We start from the raw sequence: 15,871 nt of genomic DNA on the forward strand, positions 1-15,871 counted from the left end.
AACGCAGCTGATCCAGGGGAGTTGGCATGGCCGAGGCCTACATCGTCGAAGCGGTCCGTACACCCGTGGGGCGTCGCAAGGGCGGCCTGAGCGGAGTCCACCCGGCCGACCTGGGAGCGCACGTGCTGAAGGCACTGGTCGCGCGCTCCGGAGTCGACCCGGCCGCGGTCGAGGACGTCGTCTTCGGCTGTCTGGACGCGGTGGGACCGCAGGCCGGTGACATCGCCCGCACGTCCTGGCTGGCGGCCGGACTGCCCGAGGAGGTCCCGGGCGTGACGATCGACCGGCAGTGCGGCTCCTCGCAGCAGGCCCTGCACTTCGCCGCCCAGGGTGTCCTGTCGGGCACACAGGACCTCGTCGTCGCGGGCGGCGTCCAGAACATGACGCAGATCCCCATCGCCTTCGCCTCCCGCCAGGCCGCCGAGCCGCTGGGCCTCACCGAGGGACCGTTCGCGGGCAGCGAGGGATGGCGCGCCCGGTACGGGGACCGGCCCGTCAACCAGTTCCTCGGCGCCGAGTCCATCGCGGCCAAGTGGGGGATCAGCCGGCGGGACCAGGAGGAGTTCGCCCTGCGGTCCCACCAGCGGGCGCTCCGCGCGATCGACGAGGGCCGCTTCGCCCGGGAGACCGTGCCGTTCGGGGACGTCACGGTCGACGAGGGGCCGCGGCGGGACACCTCGCTGGAGAAGATGGCGGGCCTGCGACCGGTGGTCGAGGGCGGCACCATCACCGCGGCCTGCTCCTCACAGGTGTCCGACGGGGCCGCCGCGATGCTGCTCGCCTCCGAACGGGCCGTCCGGGAGCACGGGCTCACCCCCCGGGCGCGCGTGCACCACCTCTCCGTACGGGGAGAGGACCCGATACGGATGCTGTCGGCGCCGATTCCCGCGACCGCGTACGCCCTGAAGAAGGCCGGGATGTCCATCGGCGAGATCGATCTAGTCGAGATCAACGAGGCGTTCGCGCCTGTCGTCCTCGCCTGGCTGAAGGAGACGGGTGCGGATCCCGACCGGGTCAACGTCAATGGGGGCGCGATCGCGCTGGGGCACCCCCTGGGGGCCACGGGGGTGAAGCTGATGACGACCCTGCTGCACGAACTGGAGCGGGTCGGGGGGCGGTTCGGGTTGCAGACGATGTGTGAGGGCGGGGGGCAGGCGAACGTGACTGTCGTCGAGCGGCTGTAGGTCTCTTGTCGGGTGCCGGCCGGTGGGGGCCGTTCACGCAGTTCCCCGCGCCCCCAGGACAAGCACCCCTAGCGGGGCGCCCTCAGTGGGCCCGGATCAGGGAGTGCGCGGAGTGTCCGGTGGGCTTCGGCCATCACCCTCTCCACCAGGTCCGCGCACGACGGCACGTCGTCGATCACACCTGCCACCTGGCCCGACGCCATCACCCCCAGGTCCGTACGGCCCTCCACCATGGACGCCCGCAGGAGCATGGGCGTGTTGGCGGCCAGCAGGACCTGGCTCCAGGTCAGGTCCTTGCCGTGCTTCATCGCCAGGCCGTCGCGGATCAACTGGGGCCAGCCGAGACCCGAAAGCCTTCTGAAGGCGGCGGCCCTGCGCACCGCCCGGGTCAGCGTTCTCGTACGGCCCGCTCCCTCCAGGGAAGCGACCAGCTCCGTACGGAGCATGCGGTGCGGCAGGCCGTCCACGGCGGTCGTCACCGTGACGTCCTTGACCGTGGCCGCGAGATACCGGGCCTTCACCGCGTCCGGCACCGTCGAGTCCGAGGTGAGCAGGAACCGGGTGCCCATGGCGACGCCCGCCGCGCCGTACGCGAGCGCCGCGACCAGACCCCGGCCGTCGAAGAAGCCGCCCGCGGCGACGACGGGTATGCCGACCGCGTCCACGACCTGGGGGAGGAGCACGCTGGTCGCCACCTCGCCGGTGTGGCCGCCGCCCTCGCCGCCCTGCACGATCACCGCGTCCGCTCCCCACGCCGCGACCTTCTCGGCATGACGGCGGGCCCCGATCGAGGGGATGACGACCACACCCGCGTCCTTCAGCTCGGCGATCAGCTCACGGGACGGCGCGAGCGCGAACGAGGCGACCTTCACCCCCTCCTCCACGATGATCCGGACACGCTCGCGGGCATCCCCCGCGTCCGCCCGGAGGTTCACCCCGAACGGGGCCTCCGTACGGGATACGACCTCGCGGATCGCCGCCCGCAGCTGGTCGGGCGTCATCGTCGCGGAGGCGAGTATGCCCAGCGCGCCCGCGTTCGCCGTCGCGGAGACCAGGCGCGGGCCCGCCACCCAGCCCATCCCCGTCTGCACGATCGGACACCGGACACCGACGAGCCGCGTGAGGGCGGTCTCCATCAGCCCTTGACCTCCCGGTCGCGCAGACCCTCCGGGTCCAGGTCCTCGCGGATCGTCCTCAGTTCCGCCGGGGACGGCTCACGGGTGTACGGGACGCCGTCCGGGACGCTCAGCTCGAAGCCCGTCGCCGCGACCACCTCCTCGACCGTCACCCCCGGATGCAGCGAGGCGAGCCGCATCGAACGGTCCGCGGTCGCGAAGTCGAACACCCCGAGGTTCGACACCACCCGCGGGATGCGGTGGAAACGGGTCGCCGTGGGACCCGCCGCCGCGGCGCTGTCGTACCCCACCCCGCCGATCATGTCGACCTTCGCCACGAAGACCCGCGCCGAGTGTCTGGGCACCCAGTAACTGACCGGGTTGTTCAACGTGTTGACCGGACCGCCCCGCACCCCGAGCAACTGCCGGGTGGGCCGCTCCCAGTCGCCCACGCAGGAGATGTTCTGGTTGCCGAAACGGTCGATCTGGCTCGCGCCCATCATCACGTGCCGGCGCCCGCCGGCCACCAGGGCCAGATGCTGCCGGTACGGCAACCAGCCCTCCGGGGCGCCGTCCGGACCGACCAGCAGCGCCTCGCCGTCGGTCAGCAGCAGCTCGGGCGAGAAGGTGCGCCGGGCGAGGCGGGCCCCTATCGACGGGATCGGGCCCATCGGGCTGGCCAGTATCTCGCCGTCGCCGCGCCACGCCTCCGCGCAGGCGATCACGCAGTACTCGGCACGGCTCACACCATTCCGGGACACGCTCGCGGTCGCGCCCGACGATGCGTCCGGAGCCGCGCCCGGGGACGTGCTCGGCACCGCGCTCATGACTGCTCCTCGCTCATGTCTGCTCCTCGTGCCACGCCTCGACGGCGGTCCGGTAGGCCTGTTCGTCGCCCGCGAGGAACCTCTCGGCGAACTCGGACCACGGCATGGACGCGTAGAGCCGCTGGAAGGCCTCGTCCCGGTCGTGGTCGGGCGCGCACGACGTGAAGTGCGCGCCGCCCGGTGCCTCCACCACACCGCTCACGTTCAGTCGCTTGATCAGCAGGGTCTGGGGCGGTGCCACCTTCGTCAGCTCCGCCGTGTCGACGATCCGCTCACAGGACACGTACGCCGTCCGGGCCGCCTCGCAGAACAAGTCGTCGAAGTACGGATCGGGGCCCAGATACTGGCCGTTGCCCGCGCGGTCGGCGCGGTTCACATGCACCAGCGCCGCGTCCAGCCGCAGGGCGGGCATGGCCACGAAGGTCTCGTGCACGCCCGTCGACTCGTCCTCGTACGGCGAAGTGACCGTACGCAGACCGGGGTTGACCCGCATCACGTCCGAACCGATGCCGGCCCGCACCGGCAGGAAGGGGAGGCGGTTGGCGGCTGCCCGCAGTCCCCACATGAACATCGCCTCGTCGATCTCCATCAGTTCGAGCGAGCCGCTCTCCCGGGCCGCCCGGTAGTGCGGTTCGAGCGGGATCGAGTCGAGCGTCGCGAAAGGGGCGACCAGTTTCCGTATCCGCCCGGCCGCCGCCAGCATGCCGACGTCCGGGCCGCCGTACGACACGACCGTGAGATCGGTGACCGGGGTGCGGAGCAGCGCCCGTACGAGAGCCATCGGTTTACGGCGGGAGCCCCAGCCTCCGATGCCGAGGGTCATCCCGCTCTCCAGCCGGGAGACGGCCTCGTCGGCGGTCATCGTCTTGTCGCCCATCCCTACCCGCCCTCCTTCCCGAGGGTGTCCTGGACCCCGTGTGGGTCCCGGTTCTGGGCCGTGTCCCGGGCTCCGGCCGTGTCGCGGGCTTCGGGCCCGGCCCCGGCTCCGAACGTGTTCCGCACACGCTCGCCCGTGCCGTCGAGGGCCGCCTCGAACGTGAAGCCCTGCTCGAAGCGGTAGCTGCGGCGCACGTCGACGGAATCGATGCCGTTGATCGCGGCCTTGGCGAGCCGGATCAGCCGGCCGTCCTTGCCCGCGATCTCCCGGGCCAGCTCCAGCACGGCCGCGCGCAGCCGGTCGCGCGCCACGACGCGCCACACCGAGCCGTGCCCGTGCAACTCCGCCGCGGTCGCCGTGCGCGAGGTGTAGTACAGCGCGCGCATCAGATGCTGAGGCACCAGCCGGGACAGATGGGTGGCCGCGCCCAGCGCGCCCCGGTCCAGCTCGGGCAGCCCGAAGGTGGCGTCGTCGCTCGCCACGATCGCGTCCGCGTTGCCCACCAGTCCTATCCCGCCGCCCAGGCAGAAGCCGTGCACCTCCGCCACCACCGGCACCTCGCACTCGTACACCGCCGCGAAGGCCTCGGCGCAGCCGCGGTTGGCGCCGAGCAGGGCGCCGTCGCCCTCCGCCTGTATCTCCTTGATGTCCACGCCCGCGTTGAACCCCCGGCCCTCGGCGGCCAGCACCACACAGCGGTTCCCGGCGTCGCGGCCCGCCGCGCGCACGGCGTCGGCCAGCTCCGACCAGCCGCTCACCGGCAGCGCGTTCACCGGCGGGAAGTCGACCGTGACGACGGAAATCCCCTTTTCCGGGGACGAGGTGGAGACACCCATGGACGCATCAGCTACCTTTCCACCAAACGTTTGTTAGGTGCGATCTCAGTCGAAGGTAACAGCGAATGCCGACGGGCGGGAGGCCCTGTGGACAACTGGCCGGGCGGGCGATCGGACGGGGTGCCCGGCGAGCGGCCGGGCAGGCGGCTCGTGGTGGTCACGGGCGGGACCAAGGGCGTCGGCGCCGGGATCGCGCGGGCGTTCGCCGAGGCGGGCGACGAGGTGGTGGTCTGTGCCCGCAGACCGCCGCAAGCGCCGCTCGACGGCGTCGAGTTCGCCCCCCTCGACCTGCGGGACCCGCCGGCCGTCCGGGCCTTCTTCGGGCGGCTGACCCGGCTCGACGTTCTCGTCAACAACGCGGGCGGCGCCCCCCACCGGCTGCTCGCCGGGACGGAGGCCGAGCGGCACGCGCGCGTGATCGACCTCAACCTCGTCGCACCGCTCACGGCCTCCCTGGCGGCGTACGACCTGCTCAAGCGTGCCCGGGGTTCCATCGTGATGATCGGCAGCGTCAGCGGGACCCGGCCCTCGCCCGGCACGGCGGCCTACGGGGCCGCGAAGGCCGGACTGGAGAACCTGGCCCGCTCGATGGCCGCGGAGTGGGCACCGGAGGTGCGGGTCAACACGCTCGTGGTCGGGATGGTCCGCACCGAGCTGTCGCACCTCCACTACGGCGGCGAGGACGGCATCGAGGCCGTCTCCCGCACCGTCCCGCTGGGGCGCCTCGCGGTGCCCACGGACATCGGCAGGGCGGCCGTCTTCCTCGCGTCGGACGCCGCCGCGTACATCACCGGGGCCGGCCTCCTCGTCCACGGCGGCGGCGAACGGCCCGCCTTCCTGGACGCCGCGACCGTCAACAAGCCCGACAGGGAGCACTGACATGACCTCAGGCACAAGCACAGGCGCAGGCACGGGTCCAGGTCCAGGCACAGGCGCCGGCGCCGGTCTCTGCGACGGGCGGGTGGTGGCCGTCACGGGCGCCGGGCGCGGGCTCGGGCGGGCCCACGCGCTCGCCTTCGCGGCCGAGGGGGCGCGCGTCGTCGTCAACGACCTGGGCGTCGGACTCGACGGTTCCCCGGGCGCCGACACCCCGGCCCGGCAGGTCGTCGAGGAGATCCGCGCGGCGGGCGGCGAGGCCGTCGCGCACGCCGGGGACATCGCGACGACCGAGGGCGCCGCGTCCCTCGTGCAGGCGGCGCTCGACGCCTTCGGACGACTCGACACACTCGTGAACAACGCCGGGTTCCTGCGCGACCGCATGCTGGTCAATCTCGACGAGGACGACTGGGACGCCGTCATGCGCGTCCACCTGAAGGGCCACTTCCTGCCGCTGAAGCACGCCGCCGCGCACTGGCGGACGCAGGCGAAAGCGGGGCTCGTGCCGCAGGCCCGGATCGTCAACACCAGCTCCGGAGCCGGTCTTTCCGGGTCCGTCGGGCAGGGCAACTACAGCGCGGCCAAGGCCGGCATCATCGGGCTCACCCTGGTGGCCGCCGCCGAAATGGGGCGCTACGGAGTGCAGGTCAACGCCATCGCGCCGGCCGCGCGGACCCGGATGACCGAGACGGCCTTCGCCCAGGCCATGGCCGCGCCGGACAGCGGTTTCGACGCCATGGCCCCCGAGAACGTGTCACCGCTCGTCGTCTGGCTCGGCTCGGCCGCGAGCGCCGGGGTCACCGGCCGGGTCTTCGAGACCGAGGGCGGCCGGATCACCGTCATGGACGGCTGGCGGCCCGGCCCCGGCGTCGACAAGGGGTCCCGGTGGACCCCCGCCGAGGCCGGAGCCACAGCACGGGAACTCCTCGCACGGTCCGAGGCCCCGACCCCGGTCCACGGAACGCAGTAAGTACAGGACGCGAGCGCCCACGCGGGGCAGCCCCGGCGCTTACTGCACCTTTAAGGGGCGCGGGGGAACTGCGCGCCCAGCCCCGACGCGCCCGCACCCGCCCACGTCCCCAGGCGGCCCCAGGCCCCAGGCCCCAGGCCCCAGGCCCCAGGCCCCAGGCCCCACGGCCGTAGGCCCCACAACCCCGGCCCCCGGCCCCCGGCCCCCGCCCCAAGGTCACGGCGACCGGCACGCCCACGCCAGTGCTACGTGTCGCACTCCAGCACCGTGCGGCAGAGCCCGCAGCGCGCCCGCACCCGCCCCCTGACCGGCACCCGGATCCGCTGATGACAGGTCGGGCACGGGAACGAGACCCGTAGCGGACCGTGCCCGTCCGGAGTGAAGGCGTACGACGCGCCCGCAGACGCGGACGCGGAACCGGGCACGGCCGCGACGACGCGGCCCTGGGCGTGGCGGCGGTCCTTCGCGTAGCGGCGCCGCCCCGCCCACCCCGCCGCGGTCAGCGGCGGCTGCCGCTCGTCCTCCCTGGCCTGCGCCAGGCCGCGCGTGTACGCCGTGTACGCCTGCGGACTGGTGAACCAGGTCGCGGGATCCTCACCGAACACCAGGGACCGCTTGGCCAGCACGTACCCGAACTCCTCCGGCGTCAGATAGCCGAGCTTCTGCGAGGACGACGCGTCCTCCCGGTACGCGTCCAGCAGCAGCCAGCCCGCACCGAGATACGTCGTCGCCGTGTCCGTGAGGATCTCGTTGTCCCGGGTGCCGGGGAACGACAGGTCCAGGCGGTGCAGACAGACGTGCATCACCTCGTGCGCCAGCGCGGCGCCGATGTCCCGCCGATGGGTACGGAAGCGGTCGTTCAGCTCGATGAAGTACTCCGGGCCCGCGGCCAGCTCGACACTCGCCGCGTGCTCCATCTCCCGGAAGCTCACGATCATGCGGGCGTCCGGCAGCCGGAAGTGGCGCACCAGCTCGCGCGCCACCCGCTGCGCTCCCAGATACAGGTCGTCCGTGTCGCAGAACGCCACGTCGGCGGGGGCCACGCTGGCGGCGAACGTGTGGACCGTGTCGTACGAGAGCCGCTTGTACAGCGCGGTGACCGCCGCGCGCACCGTCTCCAGGTGCGGGTAGCCGTGCTTGACCGGACCGCCGTTCGCCACGCCCGAACCCCCAAAGCCCCGAAGAGGCCCCGAACCTCATTCCACCTTAAGGGGACGCGAGCGAATTCTCTCGGGTTGGGTTGCCCGACGTGTACGTGACATCCACCCTTGCCTCACATGCCGCATGATCTTCATACTTCTGTGCGCTCTTTTGTGCACTCTTCTGTGCGCCCAACCCCCCGCGAAAGGGAACAAGTTGACCAATAGCATGCTCGGTCTCCTCAGGAGATCCGCCTTTCGGCGGGCCGCGGCGGTCGGTGCCGTCGCTCTCGCGACCGCCAGCCTCCAGCCCGTCGCCGCGCACGCCGCGCCCACCCCCATAGTCGGCGGCGCGCCCGCGGCGCAGGGTGAGTTCCCGTTCATGGTCAGCCTGTCCATGGGCTGCGGCGGCTCGCTCTACAAGAAGGACGTCGTCCTGACCGCCGCGCACTGCGTGGACGGCTCGGGCAACACGACCCGTATCACCGCGACCGCGGGGGTCGCCAACCTCGGTGCGTCCGGTGCGATCAAGGTCAAGTCGACCAAGGTCGTGCAGGCGCCGGGCTACAACGGCAACGGCAAGGACTGGGCGCTCATCAAGCTCGCCCGGCCCATCGACCTGCCGACGCTGAAGATCGCGACGACCACCCGGTACAACAGGGGGACGTTCACCATCGCCGGGTGGGGTGACCCCGCGGAGAACGCGAACACCGGCTCTGTGAAGCTGCTCAAGGCCAAGGTGCCGTTTGTGGCCGACCGGCAGTGCAAGCGGCACTACGGGGGGCGGTTGATCGCCTCGCAGGAGATCTGTGCGGGGGTTCCTCGTGGTGGGGTCGACACCTGTCAGGGGGATTCCGGGGGGCCGATGTTCCGCAAGGACGATGCGGGGAAGTGGCTTCAGATCGGGATCGTCAGCTGGGGTGATGGGTGTGCGCGGCCCATGGTGCCGGGGGTTTATACCGAGGTGTCGACGTTTGCCTCTGCGATAGCTCGGGCTGCCGCTTCGCTTTAGCTTGCACTTCCAGTGGGGGGCGTTCCCGGTTTTTGCCGGGGGCGCCCGATTTTTGTCTGCGGGCGCGTTGTGGCTGGTCGCGCCGTTCCCCGCGCCCCTTAAAAGCCAAAAGACTGCGCCGTTCCCCGCGCCCCTTAAGGGCGAAAGGCCCAAAGATTGCGCCGTTCCCCGCGCCCCTAAAAGGCGAAAAGCCAAAGACTACGCCGGTCCCCGGTCCCCGCGCCCCCGAAACGAAACAGAAGCCCCGCTGACCTAGAAGTCAATAGGTGAAAGCGTTGGTGGGAGTGCGGTGGATTCCAGTTCCAGTAGCCAGATCTCGTTTTGGCCCTGCCTCAAGGTCGGGGCCGGGACGTGGAGGGTCGGCTGGGGGCCCGCCGACCAGTAGCGGCCCAGGTTGAAGCCGTTCAGCCAGGCGAAGCCCCTGGTCCAGCCGGGGAGTTCGAGGCGGGCGTCGCCGGGGGCCGACACCGTGACCGTGCCGCGGTAGAGGCCGGGGGCGGACCGCGAGGGCACCGGCTCGAACGGCACCCCCGCCACCCCCGCGTCGAACGCGTCCAGCCGCAGCGCCCGCGCCCGCACCCCGTGCAGATACTGCCGTTCGTGCAGCACACCCCCTGTGATGCCCTTCGGCTCGCCGGTCCGCGGACCGTAGTTGACCCGCCCCAGCGACTCCACCCACAGGTCCACCCGCGCGGGGCCCGCGACCGGCTCCGTCAGCTCCGGCTCGTGCTCGGTGACCACCCCGGCCCGCACCCCGTCGACGTACACGACCGCCAGATCCCGCAGCCCTCGTACCGTCAGCGGATACGGGCGGCGCGGCCCCGGCACGTCGACGGTGTAGCGCACGAGGCCCCGGTCCACGTTCAGTTGTTCGAACGTGGGCGGTACGGGGGTCTCCGTCTCCGGTCCGCCGAGCGCGTCGAGGACGGCCGGGAGAGGCGCCCAGTCCGTCAGGTCCACGGTGGCGGGGGTGCTCAACGAAGCCGGCGGGGGCGGCAGTTCGGGCAGGGGGCCGTCCGTGTGCGCGGACAGGAGCGTGCGGAACCGCCAGAACTTCTCGGTGGGGCGGCCGGCCTCGTCGATCGGCGCGTCGTAGTCGTACGACGTCACGTCCGGCTCCAGGACCCCGTCGTGCAGCGCGCCGCCACTCCGGTTGGCACCCGCCCAGCCCGCGAAACTCGTACCGCCGTGCGCCATGTACAGGTTCACCGACGCCCCGCACTCCAGGAGCTCCCGCAGCGCGTCCGCCGCGTCCAGCGGATCACGTACCGCGTGCTCACCGCCCCAGTGGTCGAACCAGCCGCACCAGAACTCCATGCACATCAACGGCCCCGAAGGCCGGTGCCGACGCAGGGTTTCGAAGGCCTCGCGCGCCTGCGAACCGAAGTTCACCGTCGCCAGTACGCCGTCCAGGGACCCGCCCGTCAGCATGTGGTCCTCGGGGCCGTCCGACGTGAACAGCGGCACCCGTACGCCCCCCGCACGCAGCAGCCTGGCGAGGCGGCGCAGATACACCTGGTCCGAGCCGTAACTGCCGTACTCGTTCTCCACCTGCACCATGACCACCGGGCCGCCGCGGTCGAACTGCCGGGGCACGACCTGCGGCAGCAAGCGCGCGAACCACCGCTCCACCGGCCCCATGAATTCCTCGTCCCGGGTGCGGATCCGCGCGCCGAGCCCACCGGTCACCCAGTGCGGCAGCCCGCCGTTCTCCCACTCGGCACAGATGTACGGACCCGGCCGCACGATCGCCCACAGCCCGGCCGCGTGCGCCGCGTCCAGGAACCTGCCCAGCGCGTCCACGTCCCGGTACACGCCCGGCGCCGGCTCGTGCAGATTCCAGGGGACGTACGTCTCCACACAGTTGAGGCCCATCGCCCGCAGCATCGCCAGCCGGTGCCCCCACTGCCCCTCGTGCACCCGGAAGTAGTGCAGCGCCCCCGACAGCAGCCGCACCGGCCGCCCGTCCACCAGGAAATCGGTGTCCCCCACCGTGAACTCGCTCATGCACACCACCCTCACCCCTGGCGGCCGGCCCGGTCCATGGACAAAGATCGGCATCGATTGGACGCAGCTGACCGGTCGCCCTGAGCAGCCCGTGGGAGGGAGACAGCGGATGTACCACACCTGGATGCGGTTCTTCACTCCCGGCCCGGCCCACCACCGGCTCGGCCTCGTCTGCCTCGGTGTCGGACTCCAGCACGGGACCCTGCCCACCGTCGGACCCCGCACCCTCGACCACCACGTCGCCGTCGTCGTCAGCACCGGCCGCGGCTGGTTCCGTACCCCCGACGGACGGCGCACCGCGGTCACCGCGCCCGCACTGCTCTGGCTCACCCCCGGCGTACCGCACCACTACGGGCCCGACCCCGACACCGGCTGGGACGAGGCCTTCGTCGACTTCACCGGACCCACCGCCGACACCTACACCGAACTCGGCTACATCGAACCGCACCGGCCCGTCGTCGCCCTCTCCGACGCCGGCGCCGCCCGCGCCACCGTCGGCCGCATCGTCCGCGCCGCCCGCCGCGGCAACCCCCTCCTCGAAGTCGAGACCAGCGCCGCCGTCCACGAACTCCTCGTCACCCTGCGCCGCGCCCGCGCCGACACCGCCCCCGACGGCGAACAGGTCCTCCAGGCCCTCGCCCGCGACGCCTGCAAACCCCTCACCGTCGCCGACCACGCCACCCGGCACGGCATGACCCCCGCCGAACTGCGCACCGCCGTCCGCCGCGGCGCCGGCTGCAGCCCCAAGGACTACCTCCTCGGCATCCGCCTGGGCCACGCCAAGGAACTCCTCGCCGCCACCGAACTCCCCGTCGCCGCCGTCGCCCGGCGCGTCGGCTACGACGACCCCGCCTACTTCTCCCGCCTGTTCACCCGCCGCGTCGGCATGGCACCCGTGCGCTTCCGGGAACAACAGGCCCACACGGTCCCCGGCGGCTGGAGCGACCAGGTCCCCGACCCCGACGATCCCCCGATCATCGGGAGGACCCCCACCGGCTGAGACACCCGACGTAGGGTTGGCATCCATGACCACCAGCAACACCGACAACAGCAGCGGCGCGGGCGACAAGCGCGGCGCGGGCACCGACAGCGACGCGGGCGACAACAGCGGCGCGGGCGACAACAGCAGTGCCGGCAACAGCACGGGCAGTACCGGCAGCACGGGTAGCACCGGCAGCACCGGTGGCATCGACCCCGCCGTCCGTGCCGACCTCGACCGGCTGCGCGAGAGCATCGACAACATCGACGCCGCCGTCGTCCACATGCTCGCCGAGCGCTTCAAATGCACCCAACAGGTCGGCCACCTCAAAGCGGCCCACCAACTGCCGCCCGCCGACCCCTCCCGCGAGGCCCAGCAGATCGCCAGACTCCGACGACTGGCCGAAAACGCCAACCTCGACCCGGCGTTCGCGGAGAAACTCCTGAACTTCATCATCGCCGAGGTCATCCGCCATCACGAGCGCATCGCGGAGGACACCAACACCCGCGAATGACCACTCCCGGCCCCCGGCGCGCACCCGTTCTCAGGCCGTTGTGAGCCCCGCCCCTCGGCGTGCGCGCCGAAATGAGGCATCCTGCGCTGAGCACTCCCTGTCAGTCGGTTCGGACTTAAGCTGGTTGGTCCAAGCGAGGGGACTTCGCTCCATGCCGCCGGACGCCAAGATCCTCATAGTGGACGACCACGAGGACACGCTCTACGCACTGGAAAGCGCCCTGGCCCCCCTCGGCTACCAGCTGACCCGGGCGACCAGCGGCGACGAAGCGCTGAAGGAAGTCCTGCGCGGGCAGGTCGGCCTGCTCTTGCTCGACGTGCACATGCCCGGCGTCAGCGGCCTCGACGTCGTCCGCTACATGCGGGGCGTCGAACAGACCCAGCTCATCCCGATCATCCTCGTCACCGGATTCGGCGGCAGCACCGCACTCACCTCGGCCGCGTTCCGTCTCGGCGTCGCCGACCTCGTCATGAAACCCATAGACCCCTGGACCCTCCGCACGAAAGTCCGCTACCTGTACGACTCCCACCAGCGATACCGGTCCATGGAGAGAGAGGTCCGCGAACTGCGGGCCCTCGTGAAGGAACCCACCGCCCACTACGGCCCCCCGATCACCGCCCAGCGCCCCGCTCCCCGCAAACAGGAACAGGGCCGCACGGCGTAGGCGCCCCCCACCCCCGGCGCACGGCCGCCGTACCAGGCCGCCCCTGTGCCGAGCCCCGCCCATCAGGCAGCATGGCACCCATGTCCGTACTGACGCGCGACGAAGCGCAGACCCGTGCCACACTCCTCGACGTCCACCGCTACCAGATCGCACTCGACCTGACGCGCGGCGACGAGACGTTCCACTCCCACACCACCATCACCTTCACGGTCCGCGGCGACCAGGGCGGGAACCACGACGGGGACGACAGCGGTGACCACGACGGGGACCACAGGGACCACAGTGGTGACCGTGACGGAGGCCACGGTGGCGGGAACACCTTCGTCGAGCTCAAGCCCGCCGAACTGCGCTCCGCCACCCTCGACGGACACCCCCTCGACCCGGCAGCCCTTCACGAGAACCGGCTCCCCCTCACCGGCCTCACCGCGGGCACCCACGAACTGACCGTCGACGCCGACATGCGCTACTCCCGCACCGGCGAAGGCATGCACCGCTTCACCGACCCCACCGACGGCGAGACCTACCTCTACACCCAGCTGTTCATGGACGACGTCCAGCGCGTCTTCGCCGCCTTCGACCAGCCCGACCTTAAGGCGGTCTTCGAACTCACCGTCACGGCCCCCGACAACTGGACCGTCCTCAGCAACAGCGTCACCACCCGCACCGCCGACGGCACCTGGCAGGCCGCACCCACCCCGCTCATCTCCACCTACCTCGTCGCCGTCGCCGCCGGACCCTGGCACTCCGTACGCACCGAACACCGCGGCCTGCCCTTCGGCATCCACTGCCGCCGCTCGCTCGCCCCCCACCTCGAAGCCGACGCCGACGAAATCCTCGACATCACCCGCGCCTGCTTCGACCGCTACCACGAGAAGTTCGAGGAGCCCTACCCCTTCGACTCCTACGACCAGGCGTTCGTCCCCGAATTCAACGCCGGCGCCATGGAGAACCCCGGACTCGTCACCTTCCGCGACGAATTCGTCTACCGCTCCGCCGTCACCGACACCGAACGCCAGACCCGCGCCATGGTCATCGCCCACGAAATGGCCCACATGTGGTTCGGCGACCTCGTCACCCTGCGCTGGTGGGACGACATCTGGCTCAACGAGTCCTTCGCCGAGTACATGGGCTACCAGACCCTCACCGAAGCCACCCGCTTCACCGGCACCTGGACCGACTTCGGGATCGTCCGCAAGGCCTGGGGCTACGACGCCGACCAGCGCCCCTCCACCCACCCCGTCGCCCCCGACCCCGAAGCCGTCCCCGACACCGCCTCCGCACTCCTCAACTTCGACGGCATCTCCTACGCCAAGGGCGCCTCCGCCCTGCGCCAACTCGTCGCCTGGCTCGGCGAGAAGGACTTCCTCACCGGCATCAACACCCACTTCGCCCGCCACAAGTTCGCCAACGCCACCCTCGCCGACTTCATCGAATCCCTCGCCGCCGGCACCGAACGCGACGTCCACGCCTGGGCCGAAGCCTGGCTGCGCACCACCGGCGTCGACACCCTCACCGCGACCGTCACCGCCCAGCCGGGGGAGTGGACCCTCACCGTCGACCGGAACGGCAGCCGCCCCCACCGCGTCAACGTCGGCGTCTACGACCGCGACCTCGGCAGCGACCGCGCACTCGTCCTGCGCGAACGCTACGAGACCGACATCCCGCAGAACGGACCGGCCGCACCCCGCCCCGGCACCCGCCCCGCCCTCGTCGTCCCCAACGACCACGACCTCACCTACGCCAAGATCCGCCTCGACGACGACTCCGAGAAAACCGTCCTGCGCGGCATCTCCGGCGTCCCCGACGCCCTCACCCGGGCCGTCCTGTGGAACACCCTGCGCGACATGGTCCGCGACGGCGACCTCGACCCCGCCTCCTACCTGGACACCGTCCGCACCCACCTCCCCGAAGAGACCGACCTCGCCATCGTCCAGGGCGTCCTCGCCTTCGCCGCCGGCCAGGTCGCCGACCGCTTCCTCCCCGCCCACGACCGGCCCGCCGCCCTCACCACCCTCACCTCCCTGGGCCGCGACCTGCTCCGCCGCACCGAGGACGGCGACCACCCAGGACTGCGGCTCCTCGCCGTACGCCACCTCATCGACGTCGCCGCCCAGCCCGACACCATCAGCGCCTGGATCTCCGAAGGCACCGTCCCCGGCGGACCCGAACTCGACCCCGAACTGCGCTGGCGCATCCTCGGCCGCCTCGCCGTCCTCGGAGCGATCGACGATGCCGTCATCGACACCGAACTCGTCCAGGACCCCAGCGCCACCGGCCAGGAGGGCGCCGCCCGCTGCCGCGCCGCGCTGCCCGACCCGGTCGCCAAGCAGGCCGCCTGGGAGGCGATGTTCGCAGGCGACGACCTGTCCAACTACCTCTTCACCGCCACCGCGCGCGGCTTCTGGCAGCCCGAACAGGCCGATCTGGTACGTGCATACGTGCCGCGGTACTTCGAGGACGCCGTCGCGGTCGCGGCTCGCCGGGGGCCGGCCATCGCGGACGCGGCGGGGCGGTGGGCGTTCCCCGCGTACGCCATCGACGCCGAGACCCTCGCCCTCGGCGAACACTGCCTCGCGGAATCCGACCCCAGCCCGTCCCTGTCCCGCAAACTCACGGACCAACTGGACGACTTGTCCCGAGCACTACGCTCACGCGTGCGGTAGCGCGGCGCTAGCGGGCGCGGGGGTTTGGCTGCGGGCCGGTGGGGGTGATCCGCGCAGTTCCCCGCGCCCCTGGGGGCGCGTTCGTCTGCGGCCCGGTGGGGGTGACCCGCGCCGTTCCCCGCGCCCCTCAAAAGCGGGGCTGCGCCCCCAGCTTTTGCCCCTTCAGGGGCGCGGGGAACTGCGCGGCCCACCCCCACCGGGCCGCACT

General features: G+C 71.7%; 14 protein-coding genes. 8 read left to right on the top strand and 6 right to left on the bottom strand.

The window, feature by feature from the left end:
* Window positions 1-26: 26 nt before the first annotated feature.
* Window positions 27-1,184, top strand: a complete 1,158-nt coding sequence (locus C6Y14_RS17005) for an acetyl-CoA C-acetyltransferase (RefSeq protein WP_107017544.1) — start codon at window positions 27-29, stop codon at window positions 1,182-1,184.
* A gap of 68 nt (window positions 1,185-1,252) precedes the next feature.
* Here the strand turns inward: C6Y14_RS17005 and C6Y14_RS17010 are convergent, their stop codons facing one another.
* The 4 genes from C6Y14_RS17010 to C6Y14_RS17025 are packed head-to-tail and all read right to left on the bottom strand — an operon-like array spanning window position 1,253 to window position 4,839.
* Window positions 1,253-2,320 (bottom strand): NAD(P)H-dependent flavin oxidoreductase, encoded by a 1,068-nt coding sequence (locus C6Y14_RS17010; protein ID WP_107017545.1) that lies wholly within the window; start codon window positions 2,318-2,320, stop codon window positions 1,253-1,255.
* On the bottom strand, window positions 2,320-3,126 hold the full coding sequence (locus C6Y14_RS17015; protein ID WP_107017546.1) for a CoA-transferase subunit beta: 807 nt from the start codon (window positions 3,124-3,126) through the stop codon (window positions 2,320-2,322). The genes C6Y14_RS17010 and C6Y14_RS17015 overlap by 1 nt, the downstream gene beginning before the upstream one ends.
* 13 nt (window positions 3,127-3,139) lie before the next feature.
* The gene (locus tag C6Y14_RS17020; RefSeq protein WP_107017547.1) at window positions 3,140-4,003 is read right to left on the bottom strand and encodes a CoA transferase subunit A; all 864 of its coding nucleotides are present in this window, start codon (window positions 4,001-4,003) and stop codon (window positions 3,140-3,142) included.
* 2 nt (window positions 4,004-4,005) lie between these two features.
* Window positions 4,006-4,839: an enoyl-CoA hydratase family protein gene (locus tag C6Y14_RS17025; RefSeq protein ID WP_107017548.1), complete on the bottom strand. Its 834-nt coding sequence runs from the start codon at window positions 4,837-4,839 to the stop codon at window positions 4,006-4,008.
* 87 nt (window positions 4,840-4,926) lie between these two features.
* Between C6Y14_RS17025 and C6Y14_RS17030 the strand changes: the two genes are divergently transcribed.
* Together C6Y14_RS17030 and C6Y14_RS17035 are read left to right on the top strand one after the other, a co-directional pair.
* On the top strand, window positions 4,927-5,718 hold the full coding sequence (locus tag C6Y14_RS17030) for an SDR family oxidoreductase (RefSeq protein ID WP_225891132.1): 792 nt from the start codon (window positions 4,927-4,929) through the stop codon (window positions 5,716-5,718).
* Between the two features lies 1 nt (window position 5,719).
* Complete coding sequence (locus C6Y14_RS17035) at window positions 5,720-6,685, top strand: SDR family oxidoreductase (protein ID WP_107017549.1); 966 nt, start codon at window positions 5,720-5,722, stop codon at window positions 6,683-6,685.
* A gap of 245 nt (window positions 6,686-6,930) precedes the next feature.
* Here C6Y14_RS17035 and C6Y14_RS17040 read toward each other — a convergent pair whose 3' ends face one another.
* Window positions 6,931-7,845 carry a hypothetical protein gene (locus C6Y14_RS17040; RefSeq protein ID WP_107017550.1) on the bottom strand — a complete coding sequence of 305 codons (915 nt, stop codon included), beginning with the start codon at window positions 7,843-7,845 and terminating at the stop codon, window positions 6,931-6,933.
* Window positions 7,846-8,053: 208 nt separating this feature from the next.
* Between C6Y14_RS17040 and C6Y14_RS17045 the strand changes: the two genes are divergently transcribed.
* On the top strand, window positions 8,054-8,836 hold the full coding sequence (locus C6Y14_RS17045) for a S1 family serine peptidase (protein WP_107017551.1): 783 nt from the start codon (window positions 8,054-8,056) through the stop codon (window positions 8,834-8,836).
* A gap of 252 nt (window positions 8,837-9,088) precedes the next feature.
* On the opposite strand, the gene C6Y14_RS17050 is transcribed toward C6Y14_RS17045, so the two are convergent.
* Window positions 9,089-10,843 carry a glycoside hydrolase family 35 protein gene (locus tag C6Y14_RS17050; RefSeq protein WP_107017552.1) on the bottom strand — a complete coding sequence of 585 codons (1,755 nt, stop codon included), beginning with the start codon at window positions 10,841-10,843 and terminating at the stop codon, window positions 9,089-9,091.
* 109 nt (window positions 10,844-10,952) lie between these two features.
* On the opposite strand from C6Y14_RS17050, the gene C6Y14_RS17055 reads away from it, so the two are divergent.
* From C6Y14_RS17055 to pepN, 4 genes are all read left to right on the top strand, one after another.
* The gene (locus C6Y14_RS17055; protein ID WP_107017553.1) at window positions 10,953-11,843 is read left to right on the top strand and encodes a helix-turn-helix domain-containing protein; all 891 of its coding nucleotides are present in this window, start codon (window positions 10,953-10,955) and stop codon (window positions 11,841-11,843) included.
* Window positions 11,844-12,030: 187 nt separating this feature from the next.
* A complete protein-coding gene (locus tag C6Y14_RS17065) occupies window positions 12,031-12,336 on the top strand; it encodes a chorismate mutase (protein WP_107017818.1) in 306 nt (101 codons plus the stop codon).
* Between the two features lie 151 nt (window positions 12,337-12,487).
* Window positions 12,488-13,000: a response regulator gene (locus C6Y14_RS17070; RefSeq protein ID WP_199854762.1), complete on the top strand. Its 513-nt coding sequence runs from the start codon at window positions 12,488-12,490 to the stop codon at window positions 12,998-13,000.
* A 71-nt stretch (window positions 13,001-13,071) separates the two neighbouring features.
* The gene (gene pepN / locus C6Y14_RS17075; RefSeq protein ID WP_107017819.1) at window positions 13,072-15,663 is read left to right on the top strand and encodes an aminopeptidase N; all 2,592 of its coding nucleotides are present in this window, start codon (window positions 13,072-13,074) and stop codon (window positions 15,661-15,663) included.
* The last annotated feature ends 208 nt before the right edge of the window (window positions 15,664-15,871 follow it).

It is taken from the genome of Streptomyces dioscori (assembly GCF_003024195.1).
In the GTDB taxonomy this organism is placed as follows: domain Bacteria; phylum Actinomycetota; class Actinomycetes; order Streptomycetales; family Streptomycetaceae; genus Streptomyces; species Streptomyces dioscori.